Here is a 19139-nt window from a genome sequence, read left to right as displayed (position 1 = left end):
GAGAGGGGATGTTGAGTAACGGCAAATAAATCAAATAGAGGTGAAGTGATGAAGAAGCTTTTCGGTACCGACGGGGTCCGCGGAGTGGCCAACGTCTACCCGATGACGGCGGAGATGGCCATGCAGATCGGCCGCGCCGCCGCCTACATATTCAAAAACGGCAAGAAACGCCACCGCATCGTCATCGGCAAGGACACCCGCCTTTCCGGTTACATGCTGGAGAGCGCCCTCATGGCCGGCATCTGCTCCATGGGGGTGGACGTACTCCTGGTCGGCCCGCTGCCGACCCCGGGCATCGCCAACATCACCTCGTCCATGCGCGCCGACGCGGGTGTGGTGATCTCCGCCTCGCACAACCCGTTCGAGGACAACGGCATCAAGTTCTTCTCGCGCGACGGCTTCAAGCTTCCCGACGAGACCGAGCTGATGATCGAGGAGCTGATCTTCTCCAAGCGGATCGACTCGCTGCGTCCGACGGCCAAGGAGGTGGGCAAGGCCTACCGCATCGACGACGCCCAGGGACGTTTCGTGGTCTTTTTGAAGAGCACCTTCCCGAAGGACCTCGATCTCTCCGGGTTGAAGATCGTGCTCGATTGCGCCAACGGCGCCGCGTACAAGGTGGCCCCGGCCGTCTTCGAGGAACTGGGCGCGGAGGTGATCCCGATAGGGGTGAAGCCGAACGGGACCAACATCAACGCCGACTGCGGCTCCCTGCACCCCGAGGTGATGAGCGAGGCGGTGAAGCAGTATGGCGCCGACCTGGGCATAGCGCTCGACGGTGATGCGGACCGCGTGATTTTCGTGGATGAGTACGGCAACGTGGTCGACGGCGACAAGATCATGGCGATCTGCGCGACCGACATGCTGAAGCTGGGGACCCTGAAGCACAACACCCTGGTGGCCACCGTGATGAGCAACATGGGGCTGGATATCGCCATGAAGCGCGCCGGCGGCGAGGTGATTAAAACCGCCGTAGGCGACCGTTACGTGGTAGAGGAGATGCTGAAGGGGGGGTACAACCTGGGGGCGAACAGTCCGGGCACATGATCTTCCTGGACCACAACACCACCGGCGACGGCATCCTCTCTGCCTTGCAGGTGCTCGCCATCATGCAGCGGCGCCAGAAGCGCCTCTCCGAACTCGCCCTCGTGATGCACTCGCTGCCGCAGGTGCTGGTGAACGTGCGCCTGTCGCAGAAGACGGACGTGATGCAGGTTCCCGAGATCGCCAAGGTCATCAACGATGTCGAGGAGAAGCTCAAAGGGGAGGGGAGGGTGCTGATCCGCTGGTCCGGCACCGAACCGCTCCTGCGCATCATGCTGGAAGGCAACGACGAGACCACAATCCGCAACTGGGCCAATGAGATCGCGCAGACGGCGTCCACCGCCCTGGGAGGTGAGAACAATGGCTAGGCTGGGAGTCAACATCGACCACGTAGCGACCCTGCGCAACGCGCGCGGAGGATTCGAGCCGGATCCGGTGGCGGCCGCCGCCATCGCCGAACTGGCCGGCGCCGACCAGATCACCATTCATCTGCGCGAGGACAGAAGGCACATCCAGGACCGCGACCTGAAGATCCTGCGCCAGACCATCAAGACCAGGCTCAACCTGGAGATGGCGGCCACCGATGAGATGATCGCCATCGCCCTGAAGGTCAAGCCGGAGTGCTGCACGCTGGTCCCGGAGAAGAGGGCCGAGCTCACCACCGAGGGGGGGCTCGATGTCAGGATCCACCAGGAGGCGCTCAAGGTCGCCATCGAGAAGCTGCAGGCGGGCGGCATCATCGTGAGCCTCTTCATCGACCCGGATCCGGACCAGATCAAGGCGGCCAACAAGATCGGCACCGACTACATCGAGATCCACACCGGTTCCTTCGCCGATGCCCCCACCTGGAAGGAAGAGAAGCTGGAGCTGATCAAGATCGAGAACGCGGTGAAGCTGGCAAGAAAACTCGACATCGGGGTCAACGCCGGACACGGCTTGAACTACACCAACGTGAAGAAAGTTGCGGCCATCGGCGGCATCGAGGAGTTCAACATCGGTCACTCCATCATGTCCCGCGCCATCCTGGTCGGCCTGGACCGCGCCGTGCGCGACATGTCCGAGCTGGTGCGCTACGCCTAAAAGGGGACAGGCTACTTTTCAGAAAGTAAAGGGGGCCGGCATTGCGGAGCCAGTCCCCAAACACGACGAACTAAAGGAGATTGACATGGCAAGAGCTGCAGCAAGTCATATATTGGTGAAAACCGAGGAAGAATGCGTCGCATTGAAGAACAAGATCGAGGCTGGTGCCGATTTCAGTGAGGTGGCGCGCGCCAATTCCCTCTGCCCGTCCGGCAACCAGGGAGGGCGCCTGGGCGAGTTCGGTCCTGGCCAGATGGTCGCGGAATTCGACCAGGTCGTCTTCAGCGGCGAAGTGGGCAAAGTGCTCGGCCCCGTGAAGACCCAGTTCGGCTACCACCTGATCCTGATCACCAGCCGCACGGCGTAGACTGGTACGCCCCTCCGCAGGTGCGGATGCTGTAGGGGCGAATAATCATTCGCCCAGCCACAGGTGCCTCACCAATGCCCACGGCAAGCCAGGCTGAGATGCGAAGTAGGGGGGCGAATGATTATTCGCCCCTACGGGAACTGGTGGTTGATTCGGAGGAAATGCAATGGCAGATAACAACGAGAAACAATCCCTGGTAAGCCTCATCTTCAGCGCGCCGTTCCTGCTCGGCCTGGTCGGTGTGGGGTGCATGGTCTACGGAGTGGCCGAAGGATTCAAGGTCATGCAGTTCTTCTTCGGGGTCTGCATCGTGCTGGGGAGCGTCGGCCTCTACTTCATCAGGAAGAAGGACTGGGACGCCCATTGGGCCGAGATGGAACAGGCCCGGCAGGCGCACGAAAAGCGCATCGCTGAAGAGGCTGAAAAAAGGAAATAGCGGCCGCAGGGCCAGGTGGAAATAGCAAAGGCGGGGGATGTGATCCCCCGCCTTTTTTTATTATCGTTCCCGGGAGAGGCTCCGATAGGTTGTGCATCGTCGTCGGCCTCCCTCACCCGCCCTTCGGGCCCCCTCTCCCAGAGGGAGAGGGGACACGGGGAGAGGGGCCACATGCAGCCTTTTCCTTCCTCTTCTTTTGGGAGTGGGCCACATGCAGCCTTTTCCTCCCTCTCTCTGGAAGAGGTGACGTTCAGCCTGTTCCTCCCTCTCCCTCTGGGAGAGGGACGGGGTGAGGGCGTTGCCAGCTCCGCGTAAATCAGAAAATGTAACGCAAAGACGCCAAGACACAGAATAACATTGGGCTTTGCTTCTAACCCTTTGCTAGTCCTGGTTTTCTTCGCGCCTTCGCGCCTTTGCGTTAATTTAGACTTTTGTCAGAAGAAAGGCAGAGAAAGAAAGTACGTGCAGGCGTCAGTGTGCCGCGCCGGGGGGAAGATGCTTCTGCGGCTTCTTCAGCAACAGCAGGAGCGGGATGATCACCAGGAAGGCGATGCCGACGACGAAGAAAATCCGGTTGTAGGAGAGCATGTAGGCCTGCCGGCTGACGGTGCCGTAGATGATGGCGAAAGCGCCCTTTTCCGCGGCAACCTGGTCCATGCCGCGCCCCATCATGGCCCCTTTCAGCATGGCGATCTGCGATTGCGCGACCGGGTTGTACGGGTTCACGTGGGCGACCAGGTTGGTCTGGTAAAACTGCGAGTAGCGCGCCAGCAGCGTGGCGGAGATGGCGATGCCGACGCTGCCGCCGATGTTGCGCAGCAGGCTGAAGATGCCGGTGGCGTTCCCCATCTCCTCCTTGGAGATGGTGGCGAGGGTCACCGTGGTGAGCGGAACGAAGATCATGGCGAGGCCGATACCCAGCACCACACGCGGCCAGACGAAATCCCGGTAGGCTGCCTCCAGCGTGAACCCCTGCATGATGTGCATAGAATAGGCGGCGATGAGAAGGCCTATGAAGACAACCTTGCGGCCGTCGTAGCGCTGGATGATGGCACCCACGAAGGGCATGCAGATCAGGGTGGCGACCCCGCCGGGGGCGAGCACCATGCCGGCCATGGTGGCGTTGTACCCCATGAGCGTCTGCAAGAAGAGCGGTATCAGCATGATGGAGCTGTACAGGCAGAAACCGACCGCGAACATCACCAGGTTGCCGGCGGAGAAGGAGACGTTCTTGAAAAGGCGGAGGTTGACGATCGGGTGCGGGTGGGTCAATTCCACGTACACCAGCGCCGCCAGCGAGACTGCGGTGACCACAGAGCAGGCGACGATGAACCCGGAGTTGAACCAGTCGTCCTGCTGCCCCTTGTCGAGCACGATCTGGAGCGCGCCCAATCCGACGGTCAGGAGCGCGAGCCCCCAGTAGTCGATGCTGGCCTTGGCCCGTTTCAGGTAGCTCGGGTCATAGATGAAGAAGGTCGCCATGACAACGGCGATGATGCCGATCGGGATGTTGATGTAGAAGATCCAGCGCCAGCTCATGTTGTCGGTGATCCAGCCACCGAGCGCGGGGCCGATGATGGGGCCGAACATGGCGCCGACACCGAAGATGGCCATCGCCATCCCCTGCTGGTAGGGGGGGAAGGTCTCCATCATGATGGCCTGGCTCATCGGGATCAGCGCGCCGCCGGCCGCGCCCTGGAGCACCCTGAAGAAAATGAGCAGGCCCAGCGATGGGGCCGCGCCGCACATGAGGGAGGCGAGGGTGAAGAGGATGATGCAGGTGATGAGGAAGCGCTTGCGGCCGAACATGCGCGCGAGCCATCCGGTCATGGGGAGCACCACGGCGTTGCTCACCAGGTAGGAGGTGAGCACCCAGGTGATCTCGTCGGTCCCGGCGTTGAGGCTCCCCTGCATGTGCGGGAGCGCCACGTTGGCGACGGAGGTGTCGACGATCTCCATGATGGCGGGGAGCATGACCGTGATGGTGATCAGCCACTTGTTGATGTTTTTTTCTTCTGCGTTTTTCATCGAACCGCCGGTTGTTGCCTGCACTTCATGTCCCCTCTCCCTCTGAAAGGGTGGCCGCAGGCGGGGTGAGGGTGCGTCATAGCGAGACGTGCACTATTCGCGGAATAGAGACACCCTCACCCCAACCCTCTCCCAGGGGGAGAGGGAGTGCTCTCCGGGTGAGAGGGAGGTCTTGTAGGGGCGAATAATCATTCGCCCAGGCGCCCGGGGGAAGGGGGCGGGGATACCCTCAATGCCCGAACCCTACCACCTGCCCGAAGGTCTGACCGGTCAGGATGGTCGGCACGACGCTCATGCCGACGCGCAGCAGGTGATCGGGATCGCTTCTCCTGTCGATGGCGATGCGCACCGGAATCCTCTGCGTCACCTTGACGTAGTTGCCGGTGGCGTTCTCCGGCGGGAGCAGCGAGAAGGCCGCGCCGGTGCCGGCCATGATGCTTTCCACCTTGCCGGTGAAGTGGCGGCCGGGATAGCCGTCGACGGTGAAGTCGACCGCCTGCCCCGGGCGCACGTTGTTCAGCTGGCTTTCCTTGTAATTCGCCGTGATCCATGAATCCTCAAGCCCGACGATCGCCATGAGTGCCTGCCCCGGCTGCACGATATTCCCCGGCTCGACACCTTTCCTGGTCACGTAGCCGTCGCTGGGGGCGACGATCCTCGCATAGGAGAGATTGAGCTTCGCGGTCTCCAATTCCCCCTGTTTCTGAGCGATTCTTGCGTCCTTCGAGCCGCTGCCGGACATGCCGATCATCGCCTTGGCGCGGTTCTCGGCCTCCTGCGCCTCCCTGACCTGCGCCAGGGCGACCTTGTGCGCGGTGCGGGCGCGATCCAGCTGCTCGCGGGGGATGACTTCCTTCGCGTAGAGCGCCTCGGCGCGCTTCAGGTCGAGGTTCGCCTGGTCCAGGCGGGCTGAAGCGAGGCCGACGTTGGCGCGGGCGCTTTCGACTTCGGCGTAGTCGCCCGAGGTCTCGTTCCTCGCCATCTCCAGCGATGCCGCGGCGCTCTTCAGCCGCGCCTGGTAGTCCGCCGGGTCCAGCTCGACCAGCAGGTCCCCTTTGTGCACGAACTGGTTGTCCACCACGGCGACCCGCTGCACAAGTGCGGGGATCCGGCTCGCCACGGAGTGGATGTGCGATTCCACGAAGGCGTTGTCCGTTTCTATGTGCGTCTTGCTGCGCACCCATTGCCGCAGGCCGAAGAAGGCGCCCGCGAGGATGATGATCACAAGGACGATCGCGCCGCGCTGTTTCTTGCTGAGTCCGCCTTTTTCGGCCGGAGCGGATGTGGGTTCGGTGGTTTCATCTGCCATGTGCGAATCTCCGTTTATCGGGCGGCCGTGACGGCCTTCACCCGTGGATGTTGTGCGGGGGGGGCTACAGTTCGCCCGTGGCCCTCTTGACCCTGGCGGCGGCGACCTGGAGGTCGAAGACGCTGCGGTAGTAGTCGGTCCTGGTTTTTGTCAAGAGCGTCTGGGCGTCCACGACTTCCGTGGCGGTACCGACATGCTCCTGGTAACGGTCCTTGGTGATGCGCAGGTTTTCGATCCCCTGCGTGATGGCCTTTTCGGCAACCTTGATCCGGGCGTCGGCGACCTTCAGGTCGTTGACGGCCATGGCGTATTCCAGCCTGGTCCTCTCCTCGAGGTCCCGCAGCCTCTCCTCGTCCCTGGAGCGGGTCTCGACCGCCTGCCTCACCCTGGCGGCGGAAGCGGGGCCGTCGAACAGGTTCACCTTGAAGCCGATGGTCGCCGCGGTTATGGCCTGCTCGCGCACCTTGCTGTTGGAGAGGTAGTCCACGCCGAGCTTTGCGAAGAATTCGGGATAGTGGCTGGTCTTCGCCTCCTTGACGGCATACTCGTCCGCGCCGACCAGGGCTTCCAGCGCGGAGATTTCCCCGCGCCGGGAGAGGTCGGGATTGCCCTGCAGATCCTGCTTCGAGGGGAGTTGGGGCTCCTCCGTCAGTTGGGTGCGGAAGTCCGGGGGGGCGCCGGTCAGGTAGTTCAGGAACAGCCATCCGTTCTCCACCTCGTTTTGCGCGCTCAGGACGTTTTGCCGGCTGGACGCGACCCGCACCTCAGCCTGCAGCAGATCGTTCCGCGTGACCACGCCCTCGTCGAAAAGGGCCTGGGCCGTCTTCTGGTGCGATTCCATCTGGGTCACTTCGTCCCTTGCAGCCTGTACCAGTTTCTGCGCCGTCAGGATGCCGTAGTAGGCCTGCACGACTTGCAGGAAAAGGTCCTGCTGGTTGGCCGAATAGGAGTAACCGGCAGCCTTGCTCCGCAGCCGAGCCATCCCCTCGTTGGCGCTGGTGCGGCCGAAGTCGAACAGGGTCTGGTAGACGGCGAAGTTGAAAAAGGGGTAGCGCGGGTCCTGCGTCTCCTGGGATGCGGCCCCGAACTTGAAGGCCTGGGCCTTGGCCTGGGCGACGTACCCCCCCTGCAGGTCGATGCGTGGCAGTCGGGTGGAGCGGGCGATGTTCACCTGCTCGCTGGCGATCTCGGCCTCGCGCGAGGCTGATTTCAACCCCCGGCTGGCGGCGGAGGCGCGGTCGAGGGCCTCCCGAAGGGTCAACTCCCCGGCGTGGGCTGTGCCTGTGCCCGCACAGCAGAGCAGGGCCAGCAAAAGCATGACTAAAGGCATGAAAGCTCCAGAATCAGTGGCGGATCTTCTCTAACAGGTTGGTTAAGGTTTCAACTTCCTGAGGGTCGAGCTTGGCGATGAACATCGCCTGGGCTCGCAGGGCGATCGGGGCGAGTACCGGTTCCAGTGCCTTTCCCTTCTCGGTCAGACAGATGCGGTACGCCCGGCGGTCGCCGGGGTCGGTTTTGCGAACCACGAGCCCCTCTTTTTCGAGGCGGTCTATGAGTCCCCCCATCGTGGTGCGGTCTATCTGGCTCTTGGCTGAAAGGAGCGACTGACTGAGGCCGTCCTCGCGCCAGAGAAAGCCGAGCAGGCCGAATTGCTGAGGGGTTAGCTCGTGTTCGTCGAAGTGTTCCTTGAAGATCAGGCAGGCGCGCTGGTAGGCCTTCGCCAGCAGGAACCCGACCGTTTTCTCGATATCGATAGGTGTCGTTTTCATTTCGTCCATAAAGCCTCTGGGTGCCATGGTTGCAGCTCAAGCTTTCGATTTAGCTGGTAAAGCGGGCCTGTGACAGGGTGATCATTATGCATATAATCAGTATACTGTCAATAAAGGTTAACGGCTGTTTTTCTGGTGAATCAGGACCCCGTTGTCGGGTGCCGCATGGAGGTTCAGCATACTTTCCATTGCTGTCTTTGTCTAAGATGATTTTTAACCAGTGAGCCGGTACGGGCCGCGTTGGACGCAGTACATAGACCGAGCGGTCATCGCACCATAAACGTGAGAGTATTCGTTTGTGAGGACATTGAGACTGCAAGAGTTTGCAGGGGGAAAGGAAACTGACCCAAAAGCGCCGGACCGCTACAGCGGCCGGCGCCCTCTGAGTCAAGGCAGGTGTCGCTTATACTAGCGAAGGGCGAGCTTTTGTTGCGCCGCGCCCTGGTTTTCCTTCGGTGCCACTTTTTGCTGTTCCGCCTGCTTGAAAGGGGGGAGGCGGTACAGTTTCTGGTACATCTGCATGCTGCTCACCACTTTCTTCACGTATTCGCGCGTCTCCCTGAAGGGGATGCTTTCAACGAACTCGTCCTGTGGGAGGTCGCCGTATGCTTTCTGCCAGCGCTTCACGTTCCCCGAGCCGGCGTTGTAGGCGGCGACAGTCAGGGTGAGGTTCCTGTCGTACAACTCCAGCAGGTCCCTCAGATGCCGGGTCCCCAGCTTGATGTTCAGGTCCGGGCTGGTGAGCCGCTTGGAATCACCCTTGGACATCGCCTCGGCGGTCGACGGCATGATCTGCATCAGGCCGACCGCGCCCACCGGCGACAGCGCGGCGGGAAAGTAGTTGCTCTCGGTGCGCATCACCGCGTACACGAGACTCTCGGGTACCGCCTGGGCCGCCGCGTTCCTCGCGACGTCGTCGCGGAACGCGAGCGGGTAGGTAACGCCGAGGACGGTGGCGTTGTCCTTGTCGCCGCGTCTGGGTTTTTCGTTGGCCATGGTGTGGTAGGCGCCGTTGTAGTTCCCCATCTCCAGATACAGCCTGGCGATCCCCGCCGGGTTCTTCCCTTTCTTCGAAAGGGAAAGCTCGCGGGCGGCCTCCTCGAAGAGCCCGAGAGTGATCAGCGCCTTCTCGCGCTCGAACCCCGAAGGCATGGGGAGCGCCTCGGACATGTTCCCCGGAGGCTGCGGCAGCGATTCGCCAGCCTGGAACTGGTTGCTGATCAACGCGTAGTACCCGAGCGGGAACTCGGACGCCAGGGTCGTAAAGGCCGCCTGGGCCCCCTTGCCGTCGCCGGTGGCCGCAAGGGTCCTCCCCAGCCAGTAGAGCGCCTTGTCCCGGAGGTCCTCGCGGTCGGCGAGCTTCCTGAACTGCGAGGCAGCCTCCTGGTAATCATGGGCCTGGTAGCTGCACCAGGCGGTTTCCCACAGGACGTTGCCGTTTTTCTGGCTGGGGGCCATGGCGAGATACTTCTTGAACAGCGGCACCGCCTCGCTCCATTGTCTTTGGAACCGTTTCAGGTAGGCCGCCTCGAGCATCGCCTCTTGGGCCACCGTCCCCCCCTTGGCATCCTGGGCCAGCTTCAGGAAGAGCCGGAACGCCTCGTCCCCCTTGCCGGACTTGTCCAGCGTACGCGCCAGCCACAGCTCGGCCTCGGCATGCGCCGGCAGCGACCCGAAGGTGCTCTGGGCCTGCTGGTACCGTTTGGACTTGTATAACGCCTGCCCCTTCTTGAATTTCACCTTGCGCACGAAGTCATCGCTTTCACCGGTTAGCGGTATCTCCGCCAGGGCTTCGGCTGCTTTGAGGTGGCGTCCCAGGTCGTAGAGGGTGCCGGCGCGCTTGAAGAGTTCGGCGGTGGTGTAGGGCTCGGCCTTGATGCCGGTGGCGGCGAGGTTCTGAAGTTCCAGCGCCGCCTTGTCGGCATAGGGAGACGCGGGGTAGACGAGGTAGATGTTGCGCAGCACCGCCGCGGCGGCCGCGGCATCGCCGAGCTTTATCCTGCAGAGGGCGGAGCCGTAGAGTGCGGAGATGGAATCGCTCCCCGACGGGTAGCGTTCGACGAAGGTGGCGTAGCTTTGCTGCGCTTCCTTGGGGTAGCCTGCCGCAGCGAGGGTATCGGCGTAGAGGATCAGGGCCTGGCGCGACAGACGGCTGTTCGCGTACTCCTTGAGCAGCTTGTAGAGGGGGGGGAGAGCCTGGTCGTGACGCTGCAGCTTGGAAAGGGCAAGCCCCTGGTAGTAGAGGGCGTAGTCGGCCAGCAGCGGGTATCCTTCGGCGGCAGTGGGGAGTTGGGCCGCGGCCTCTTCCCACTGTTCCATCTTCGCCGCCGCCATTCCGGTCATGAACGAGCGCAGGGCCGGGTCATTGATGGTAAGCGCGGCATCGCGGGCGCCGCGGAAATCCTTGACCTGCATGCGCTGCGCGGCCGCGCTGAGCGAGGTGTCGGGTTTGTTGATGTTAACGGCGGAGGCGGGAAGGGTGGCGTACAACACGAACGCTGCTGCTGCAATGGTACGGCAAAACATGGCTACTCCCTGTCGATACAAAAGCTAACCCGTATTTGTACCGAACCGGGGCGGAAAAGGCAATTCAAAAGCAACCGTTGTAATGCATGATCTTCCTGTATTCCCCTTTCTCCCCGGGTAGTCCCTCACCCTGACCCTCTCCCAGAGGGAGAGGGGATGTGGACCCCGGGGTAGTCCCTCTCACCCTGAGGTAGTCCCTCTCCCCCTGGGAGAGGGTGCCCGGAGGGCGGGTGAGGGATGGTGCCGGCTGGTGTCATGTCGCCCCTGGCGACTCCCTCACCCTGACCCTCTCCCAGAGGGAGAGGGGATGTGGACCCCGGGGTAGCCCCTCTCACCCTGAGGTAGCCCCTCACACCCTGAGGTAGTCCCTCTCCCTCTGGGAGAGGGTGCCCGGAGGGCGGGTGAGGGATGGTGCCGGCTGGTCATGTCGCCCCTGGTGATTCCCTCACCCTGACCCTCTCCCAGAGGGAGAGGGGATGTGAACTCAGGGGTAGTCGCTCTCTCCCTGGGAGGGGGATGTGGACCCACTTGGCGGAACACTCTCTCTTCAGGAAACCAATTGTCCATTGCTTTTCCCGCCTCTCCTTGACTTTCTATCGACCCTTCTGCATTATCCAACGATGTTGATATCACTATTGTTCCCGAAAAGGTTCTTCTATGCGCAAAGGTAAAGACGCGATCCTGAGGCTGCTCGGCAAGGGGGAGCCGGTACCCTACCGGCAGATGCTCAAGGCTCTCAACGTATCCCGGCACGAGCGGGGGCGCCTGGACGACATGCTCGATTACCTGGTGGAGACCGGGGAGATCGCCAAGCTTCCCGGCCGCATCTACACCGTGGCCGGGGGCGGTGACACCCTGCGCGGCAAGCTTTCCACCCACCGCGACGGCTACGGCTTCGTCATGCCCGAGGACGGCGGCGAGGACCTCTTCGTCCCGGCACGCTACCTTTCGGAATACATGAACGGAGACATCGTCGAGGCGCAGGTGGTGTCGACCCGGCGCGACGGCAAGAGGGAAGGGCGCATTTCGGCGCTGGTTCAGCGCGGCATCACCGAGATCGTCGGGCGCTTCGAGGCGGTCGGCAAGTCGGGACGGGTGATCCCGGACGATCCGAAGCTCGGGCGCGACTTGTTCGTCACACCCGGCCCTTCCGGAGGCGCTTCCAAGGCGAAGGACGGCCAGATCGTTCTGGCCCAGATCACCTCGTACCCTTCGGGTGCCCGTCCCCTCGAGGGGCGCATCGTCGAGGTCTTGGGCGAGGCCAACGACCCGGAGGTGGAAGCCCTCACCGTGATCAAGAAGTACGAACTCCCCAACGTCTTCGACGAGAAGGTGATGGCCGAGGCGGAAAATCAGCCCCAGGAGGTGACCGGGGAGGCGAGGGAGGGGCGGGTGGACCTGCGGGAGAGGCTGACGGTCACCATCGACGGCGAGACGGCGCGGGACTTCGACGATGCCGTTTCCGTTGCGCGCGAAGGCGACAAGATCCGGCTCTGGGTTTCCATCGCCGACGTCTCGCACTACGTCGCGGAAGGCTCACGCCTGGACACCGAGGCGTACCTCAGGGGGACCTCGGTGTACTTCCCGGACCGCTGCATCCCCATGCTCCCCGAACAGCTCTCCAACGGCATCTGCTCGCTGAACCCACAGGTGGAGCGCCTCACCATGACGGCCGAGATGCTCTTCGATGCCGCTGGCACCCGGGTGGAGCAGAAGTTCTATACGAGCGTCATCAAGAGCGCCGCGCGGCTCACCTACACCACCGTGAAGAAGATCCTGGTGGACCAGGACGCAGAGATGATCGACGCGAACCGGCACCTGGTAGCCGACCTGAAGGTGATGGAGGAACTCTCCCTCAGGCTGAACGCCGTGCGCAAGGGGAGGGGGAGCATCGACTTCGACCTCCCCGAGCCGCAGATCATCCTGGACCTGCAGGGTGAGACGACGGCCATCGTGCGCGCCGAGAGGAACCTCGCGCACCGCATCATCGAGGAGTTCATGCTGGCGGCGAACGAGGCGGTGGCCCATTTCCTGGAGACGACCCCGGTCCCGTCGCTGTACCGCATCCACGAGAACCCCGACCCGGTCAAGCTGCAGGATCTCTCAGAGTTCGTCTTCGGCTTCGGTTACATCCTGAAGGTCGAGGACGAGAAGGTGAACCCCGCGGCGTTGCAGAAGCTCCTCGCCGAGGTGGCGGGGAAGCCGGAGGAGCGGCTCATCAACGAGGTGCTTTTGCGCTGCATGAAACAGGCGCGCTACAGCGCCGAGAACCTCGGCCACTTCGGCCTGGCCGCCTCGTCCTACACCCACTTCACCTCCCCGATCCGGCGCTACCCGGACCTCGTGGTGCACCGCATCCTGAAAAGGGTGCTGACCGGGAAGATGAAAAAGGTGGACAAGGACCGGCTGGAGGCGCGGCTTCCGGAGACGGCGCTGCACACCAGCAAGCGCGAGCGGGTCGCCATGGAGGCGGAGCGCGAGATGGTCGATCTGAAGAAGATGCAGTTCATGCGCGACAAGATCGGGGAGGAGTACGACGGCTACATAACCGGCGTCGCCCCATTCGGCCTCTTCGTGGAACTGGTCGACCTCTTCGTGGAGGGGATGGTGCCGGTCGCCACGCTCCCCCAGGACTATTACGTGCACCTCGAGAAGAGCCATGCCCTGGTGGGGGAGAGAAGCCGCGCCATGTATCGCATCGCCGACAAGATCAGGGTCAAGGTGGCGGCGGTGAACGAGGCGCGCAAACAGGTGGAATTCGCCCTGGTGTGTACCCTGGAAAAGCGCCCCGTCGAGCCCATCGCCGACGTCCGCAACGCCTACCAGCGCATCCCCATAAAGGGCAAGCGCCCCAAGCCCAGGCGCCGCTGAAAGCAGTTGCGCTGGCTTTCCGCGCTGTGGTATATGATTAGATTGAGCTCTGCGCGGCATTAATTAGGAGAAACGAGTTTTATGGTTCAAGAAAAGGTACTGCCGTTCATGGAGCACCTGGTGGAACTCCGCAAACGGCTTATCGTCTGCGTCTTCGCCATCATCATCGGCATGGGGGTCGCCTGGAATTTTTCCACCGACCTCTTGAAGTTCGTGGAGCAGCCGCTGACCGGTAGGACCTACCTGTCCGACATCAAGAAATCCCTCTACGAAAAGGTCAAGCAGAGTTACCCCGAGGCGTACCAGCGCATGAAGCTGGGCGAGGAGCATGCGGTTGCGGAAAAGCCGCGCATGCTCAACTACAGCGCGCCGCTTGAGCCGTTTTTCGTCCAGTGCAAGATCTCCATGCTGGCCGGCCTGGTCATCGTGCTCCCGGTCCTGTTCCACCAGTTCTGGCTCTTCGTGGCGCCGGGGCTGACGCGCAAGGAGCGGCGGCTGGTGGTCCCCTTCGTCACCACGGCCTCACTTGCCTTCTGCGCCGGGGCGATGTTCTTCTTGATCATCATCTGGCCGGTGATCATCAACTTCTCGCTCTCCTACGAGGCGAGCGGCCTGCAAAGCTGGTACAACATCTCCGCCTACATCAACTTCTGCCTGCGTCTGATCCTGATGTTCGGGCTCATCTTCGAACTCCCGATCCTGGCGCTGCTTCTGGCGCGCTTTGGCATCGTCAACTACCGCATGCTGGCCACCCGCAGGAAGTACGCGCTCCTGGCGAGCTCCATCGTCGCCGCCTTCCATGCGGACCTGGTGACCATGTTCGTCATCATGATTCCGCTCTATCTCATGTACGAGATCAGCATCTGGGTCGCACTCCTCTTCGGGAAGAAGAAGGCCCCCCAGGCGGACATAGAACCGGCCGAGGCCTGAGGATTCCTTCCGTCCATGGTCATTTTCAGAAGCGTTTCCGAGATTAAGGAAAAACTGCGCCACCCGGTGGTCACCATCGGCAACTTCGACGGCGTGCATCTCGGACACCGGGAGATCTTCCGCAGGGTGAAGGAGCTGGCCCGCGAGACCGGCGGCGTCTCCGTCGTCATCACCTTCGTCCCCAACCCCCTGAAGGTGGTGGCGGCTCACAAGGAGGTGCGCCTCATCACCACCAGCCGCGAGAAGGAGGCCCTCATCGAGGGGTCCGGCATCGACTACCTGCTGGAGATCCCCTTCGACCGGACCTTCGCCGCGATGCCCGCATCGGAGTTCGTGCAGCGGGTGCTGGTGGACGCGATCGGGATGGAGCGGCTGGTGATCGGCTACGACTACGCCTTCGGTCGCGGCAGGGAAGGGGACGTGGGGCTTTTAAGGGAGATCGGGACCCGTTCTGGCTACGGCGTCGAGGAACTGCAACCCATTTCCGACGGCGCCACGGTCTACAGTTCCACCGCCGTGCGCAGGGTGGTGAGCGCCGGCGACGTCGCCGCCGCCTCGCTCCTTTTGGGGCGGCACTTCTCCATCACCGGCAAGGTGGTGCACGGGCACGAGCGGGGGCGCGGCCTCGGCTTTCCCACCGCCAACGTCGACACGGAAAAGGACCTGATCCCGTCGGTCGGCGTCTATGCGGTCAAGGTCTGCCTGGGGGAGCGGCTCCTGGACGGAGCCTGCAACATCGGCCCGAACCCCACCTTCGGCAACGACCGCCTTTCCATCGAGGTTTTCCTGCTCGACTTCACCGGGGACCTCTACGGGCGGGAGATCACGCTCTTCTTCATCGAAAGGCTGCGCGGCGAGAAGAGGTTTTCGAGCCTCGATGAGCTGAAACAGGCCATTGCTGCGGATGTGGAGCGCTGCCGCGAGATCCTGCGGTCGGCCCGGCCGGTGGCTTCGGAGAGCGGCGGCGACTGGGACTGCGTCGCCCGGCCCGGTGCGGTGATCCCGGAATAACCAGCGAGACGCGCAACAGGAGCCCTATTGTTCACCCAAAACCCAGATAAAAAGCTCTTGCTCGGTCTCGCCATCAGCGCCCTGTGCCTCTTTCTCCTCTTCCGGAAGATCGACTTCCACAAGATGGCGGAGGCCTTCGCGGGTCTGGAGTACCGCTACCTGGTGCCCGCGCTCTTGCTCACCTTCGCGAGCTACTACCTGCGCGCCGTGCGCTGGAAGTTCCTGCTCGCCCCCATCAAGAAGACCAGCCTGGGGAACCTGTTCCCTTCCACCCTGATCGGGTACATGGCCAACAACCTGCTGCCGGCGCGGCTTGGGGAACTGGTGCGCGCCTACTCGCTTGGTAGCAAGGAAGGGATCGGCACCAGCGCCGTCTTCGCCTCCCTGGTCCTGGACCGGCTCTGCGACGGCTTCACCATTTTGCTGGTGCTCCTGGTCACCTTCTTCACCATCGAGCTACCCGCAGGGATGGAGGGGATCCAGCACGGCCTTGTCACCGGCGGCTACGTGACCTTCGCCCTTTACCTTGGCGTACTCGCCTTTCTCTTCCTGCTCAGGCGGCACACCGAGTTCACCCTGGGGGTGGTGGCCCGCCTGGTGCGCCCGTTCGCCCCGCACCTGGGCGAGAAGATAGAGGGGGTGCTGCGCTCCTTCATCTCGGGCATCCGGTTCCCCGGCGACGCGGGCGGCATCGCCGGCATCCTGGTCACCTCGCTCTTGGTCTGGTTCACCGCCATCTGGCCGGTCGACCTGATGCTGCGCGCCTTCGGCGTATTCCTTCCGGCGACGGCCTCCATGTTCATCATGGTGTTCCTGGTGTTCGCGGTCATGGTGCCGGCCTCCCCGGGGTTCATCGGGACCCACCACCTCGCCTGCGTCACCGCCCTCTCCGCCTTCCAGATCGGGAGCGAGCGGGCCCTCAGCATCGCCATCGTGATCCACGCCATGGGCTTTATCCCGGTCACCCTCGCGGGGCTTGGCTGTCTCTGGCGGGACAAGCTTTCCATCAGGAACATCAGCGAAAATCCCTCTCAGGAGCAACTGCGTGAACAATAACGGAATCCTCGGCAGGCTGGATGCCTTCGCCATCCTGTCCTTCAGCATCCCCTTGTTCATCTACCTTTTGACACTGGCCCCCACGGTGACCTTTTTCGACAGCGGCGAATTCCTGACCGCCATCGCGTCGCTGGGGGTCGCGCACTCCCCGGGGTATCCGCTGTTCATCAACTACGCCAAACCCTTCACCTTCCTCCCCATCGGCAGCGTCGCCTTCAGGATCAACTTCGCCACCGCGGTGTCCGCGGGGCTCGCCTGCTACGGGGTGTACCTTCTGACCGTGAAGTTCCTGGAAGGGGAAGAAACCTCGTGGCAGGGGAGGTTCCGGGGGGTCCCGGTGAAGCTTTCCGCCCTGGCCGCCGCCGTCACCTTCGCCTGCACCGCGAGGCTTTGGCTGCAGTCCAACCACGACAAGCCGTACCCGCTGCTCGCCTTCATCTGCGCAATGGTCTTCTACCTGATGCTTTTGTGGCGCGAGAGTTTCCTTTCCGGCGACGAGCGCCCCGCCTACGTCTATCTCGGGGCTTTTCTCTGCGGGCTGGGTGCGGGTGCGCACCAGATCATGGTGCTCATGATCCCGACCTACGCCTTCTTGCTCTGGTCCGCCGACCGCCGGGTGATCCTGCGCTTCAAGGAGTTCTTCATCGCCTTCGCCTTCGGCGTGCTTGGTTTTGGCATCCACCTGCACCTGGTGGTGCGCGCCTTCCAGAACCCGGTGCTCAACTGGGGGGATTCCAAGAACCTCGAGCAGTTTCTCTGGAACATACTGCGCAAGGGGTACCCGACCGAGAAGCCCAACCGCGACCTCGGCCTGCTCTGGTCGCAGCTGAACGCCTTCAACATCCCCTTCGAGTTCACCCTGGCGGGGATGGCGCTTCTGGTCATCGGGATGGCCTACCTCTTCTTCAAGAAGCGCGAACTGGTGCTGGGGTACCTGATCGCCCTCGGCTCCTTTCTCGCGGTGATCGTCGGCTACTTCAACACCCCCGGGGAACTGATCTTCCTGACCGAGGAATTCTTCACGCCGCTGTACCTTCTCAGCGCCGTCTTCATCGGGGTGGGGCTCTTCACCCTGTTCAAGGAGGCGGCCCAGCGTCTGCCCGACTCCGTGCCGCTGCGCGCCGGGCTCCTCGCGCTGCTCTTCATGCTCCCGGTCACCATATTCGCCCGGAACTTCGTGGAGAACGACCAGCACGACAACTACATCGCCTTCGACTACGCCACCAACACCCTTCGTTCGCTGCCGCAGGACGCCGTCATGTACACCTGGGGGGACTCCGGGGCCTTTCCTCTTTGGTACCTGCAGGGGGTGGAGAGGATGCGCGAGGACCTTGACCTGCCGCATACCCCGCACCTGGTGTTCGACTGGTACCTGGACAGCATGCCGCGCATGTTCAAGAACAGCCAGCTGCGCCAGTTGCCGATGGAACAGCGCTCCCCGGACAACACGCTGCTCACCTCGGTCATGGAGCAGTACGGACGGCGCCCGGTCTTCGTGGATTTCTCCACCAAGTACTCCATCAACTTCAATAACTTCGTGCTGCATCAGCGCGGCATCACCTTCCGGCTGGACAGCCCGAACGTGCCGCAGTCCCAGCCCGACCTGGACACCTGGCCCGTGTACTCGCTGCGCGGCGTGCTGGGTGACCACGACATGTTCTTCCGCGACCTCGACACCGGCAAGGCGATCCTGATCTACGCAGCCGCCCTTATCGAGTCCGGGCAGACGCGTCTCAGGATGGGGCAGACGGACGCGGGGGTCCGGGACCTCCAGATCGCGGCCGCCATCTCGCCCGAGAACAAGCCGCAGATCGACGCCATCTTGCGGCCGCTGGGGGTGCGGTGATGACGGTCACCGGCAAGACCACGGTAACGGGGATCATCGGCTGGCCGGTATCCCACTCGCTTTCGCCGGTACTGCACAACGCCGCCTTCCAGGCGCTCGGGCTGGACTGGATCTACGTTCCCTTTCCGGTGGCGCCCGAGCGTCTCGCCGAGGGTATCGCCGGGCTCAAGGCGGTGGGCGTGGCCGGTTTCAGCGTCACCATCCCCCACAAGGTCGCCATCATGGGGCTTTTGGATGAGGTCGACCCGCAGGCCGAGCTGATCGGCGCGGTCAACACCGTGGTCGCCCGGGACGGGAGGCTCACCGGGTACAACACCGACGGCATCGGTCTCATCGCGGCGCTGCGTGAAAAGCTCGGCTTCGACCCGAAGGGTAGAAACATCCTGGTACTGGGCGCGGGGGGGGCGGCCCGCAGTGCCGTGGTGTCGCTCGCCGCTGCCGGAGCCGGGGGCGTCACCATCGTCAACCGCTCGCCCGATGCGGCCGCCGCGCTGGCTCACCTGGTGGGCGCGCGCCTGACCGGGACCCGGTTCGATGCCCGGGAGATGCCCCTTCTTTCCGACCCGGGCTTCATCGGCTCCTTCGACCTCGTGGTCAACACCACGTCGGTGGGGATGGCCGGGGACTGCTTTCCGGGGCTCGCGCTCTCCTCGCTCAAGTCCGGGGCGTGTGTCTACGATATGGTGTATGCGCCGCCGGTAACCCCGCTTCTGGCGCAAGCCCGCGCGCTGGATATCCCCTGCGCCAACGGGCTCGCGATGCTGGTGGCCCAGGGGGAGGCGGCCTTCAGGATCTGGACCGGGGGCGCTCCACCCGCGGGGTGCATGGAAGGCGCACTGGCAGCGGTTCTGTAACATAGAGCTATT

At 63.0% G+C, this 19139-nt stretch carries 14 protein-coding genes and 1 pseudogene; 10 read left to right on the top strand and 5 right to left on the bottom strand.

Annotated features, from left to right (window positions below):
- Nucleotides 1–48: 48 nt before the first annotated feature.
- The 4 genes and pseudogenes from glmM (at nucleotide 49) to KP001_RS07530 (ending at nucleotide 2927) form a co-directional block, all read left to right on the top strand.
- Nucleotides 49–1412: pseudogene (gene glmM / locus KP001_RS07545) on the top strand (phosphoglucosamine mutase).
- Nucleotides 1405–2124: a pyridoxine 5'-phosphate synthase gene (locus KP001_RS07540; RefSeq protein ID WP_217288919.1), complete on the top strand. Its 720-nt coding sequence runs from the start codon at nucleotides 1405–1407 to the stop codon at nucleotides 2122–2124. Before glmM ends, KP001_RS07540 begins: the two are co-directional and overlap by 8 nt.
- 85 nt (nucleotides 2125–2209) lie before the next feature.
- Complete coding sequence (locus KP001_RS07535) at nucleotides 2210–2491, top strand: peptidylprolyl isomerase (RefSeq protein WP_217288918.1); 282 nt, start codon at nucleotides 2210–2212, stop codon at nucleotides 2489–2491.
- 166 nt (nucleotides 2492–2657) lie between these two features.
- Nucleotides 2658–2927, top strand: coding sequence for a hypothetical protein (locus KP001_RS07530; protein ID WP_217288917.1), 270 nt, complete (start codon nucleotides 2658–2660; stop codon nucleotides 2925–2927).
- Between the two features lie 471 nt (nucleotides 2928–3398).
- Here the strand turns inward: KP001_RS07530 and KP001_RS07525 are convergent, their stop codons facing one another.
- From KP001_RS07525 to KP001_RS07505, 5 genes are all read right to left on the bottom strand, one after another.
- Complete coding sequence (locus KP001_RS07525; RefSeq protein WP_217288916.1) at nucleotides 3399–4955, bottom strand: DHA2 family efflux MFS transporter permease subunit; 1557 nt, start codon at nucleotides 4953–4955, stop codon at nucleotides 3399–3401.
- Between the two features lie 229 nt (nucleotides 4956–5184).
- On the bottom strand, nucleotides 5185–6264 hold the full coding sequence (locus KP001_RS07520; RefSeq protein WP_217288915.1) for an HlyD family secretion protein: 1080 nt from the start codon (nucleotides 6262–6264) through the stop codon (nucleotides 5185–5187).
- A gap of 64 nt (nucleotides 6265–6328) precedes the next feature.
- Nucleotides 6329–7594, bottom strand: coding sequence for a TolC family protein (locus KP001_RS07515; RefSeq protein WP_217288914.1), 1266 nt, complete (start codon nucleotides 7592–7594; stop codon nucleotides 6329–6331).
- 13 nt (nucleotides 7595–7607) lie between these two features.
- Nucleotides 7608–8033, bottom strand: coding sequence for a MarR family winged helix-turn-helix transcriptional regulator (locus KP001_RS07510; RefSeq protein WP_437178168.1), 426 nt, complete (start codon nucleotides 8031–8033; stop codon nucleotides 7608–7610).
- A gap of 408 nt (nucleotides 8034–8441) precedes the next feature.
- A complete protein-coding gene (locus KP001_RS07505; protein WP_217288912.1) occupies nucleotides 8442–10559 on the bottom strand; it encodes a transglycosylase SLT domain-containing protein in 2118 nt (705 codons plus the stop codon).
- Nucleotides 10560–11216: 657 nt separating this feature from the next.
- Here KP001_RS07505 and rnr point away from each other — a divergent pair.
- The 6 genes from rnr (at nucleotide 11217) to KP001_RS07475 (ending at nucleotide 19127) form a co-directional block, all read left to right on the top strand.
- On the top strand, nucleotides 11217–13430 hold the full coding sequence (gene rnr / locus KP001_RS07500; protein ID WP_217288911.1) for a ribonuclease R: 2214 nt from the start codon (nucleotides 11217–11219) through the stop codon (nucleotides 13428–13430).
- An 81-nt stretch (nucleotides 13431–13511) separates the two neighbouring features.
- Complete coding sequence (gene tatC / locus KP001_RS07495) at nucleotides 13512–14360, top strand: twin-arginine translocase subunit TatC (RefSeq protein ID WP_217288910.1); 849 nt, start codon at nucleotides 13512–13514, stop codon at nucleotides 14358–14360.
- A 15-nt stretch (nucleotides 14361–14375) separates the two neighbouring features.
- Nucleotides 14376–15371 carry a bifunctional riboflavin kinase/FAD synthetase gene (locus tag KP001_RS07490; RefSeq protein WP_217288909.1) on the top strand — a complete coding sequence of 332 codons (996 nt, stop codon included), beginning with the start codon at nucleotides 14376–14378 and terminating at the stop codon, nucleotides 15369–15371.
- A 27-nt stretch (nucleotides 15372–15398) separates the two neighbouring features.
- The gene (locus tag KP001_RS07485; RefSeq protein WP_217288908.1) at nucleotides 15399–16427 is read left to right on the top strand and encodes a lysylphosphatidylglycerol synthase transmembrane domain-containing protein; all 1029 of its coding nucleotides are present in this window, start codon (nucleotides 15399–15401) and stop codon (nucleotides 16425–16427) included.
- Nucleotides 16417–18273: a protein O-mannosyl-transferase family gene (locus KP001_RS07480; protein WP_217288907.1), complete on the top strand. Its 1857-nt coding sequence runs from the start codon at nucleotides 16417–16419 to the stop codon at nucleotides 18271–18273. Before KP001_RS07485 ends, KP001_RS07480 begins: the two co-directional genes overlap by 11 nt.
- Entirely contained in the window at nucleotides 18273–19127 is an 855-nt protein-coding gene (locus KP001_RS07475; RefSeq protein WP_217289575.1) for a shikimate dehydrogenase, read from the top strand. The genes KP001_RS07480 and KP001_RS07475 overlap by 1 nt, the downstream gene beginning before the upstream one ends.
- Nucleotides 19128–19139: the final 12 nt, after the last annotated feature.

This window comes from Geomonas subterranea, from assembly GCF_019063845.1.
In the GTDB taxonomy this organism is placed as follows: Bacteria; Desulfobacterota; Desulfuromonadia; order Geobacterales; family Geobacteraceae; genus Geomonas; species Geomonas subterranea.
The sequence above is the reverse complement of the archived record's forward strand: the minus strand, read 5'-3'. Positions and strand labels throughout refer to the sequence as shown.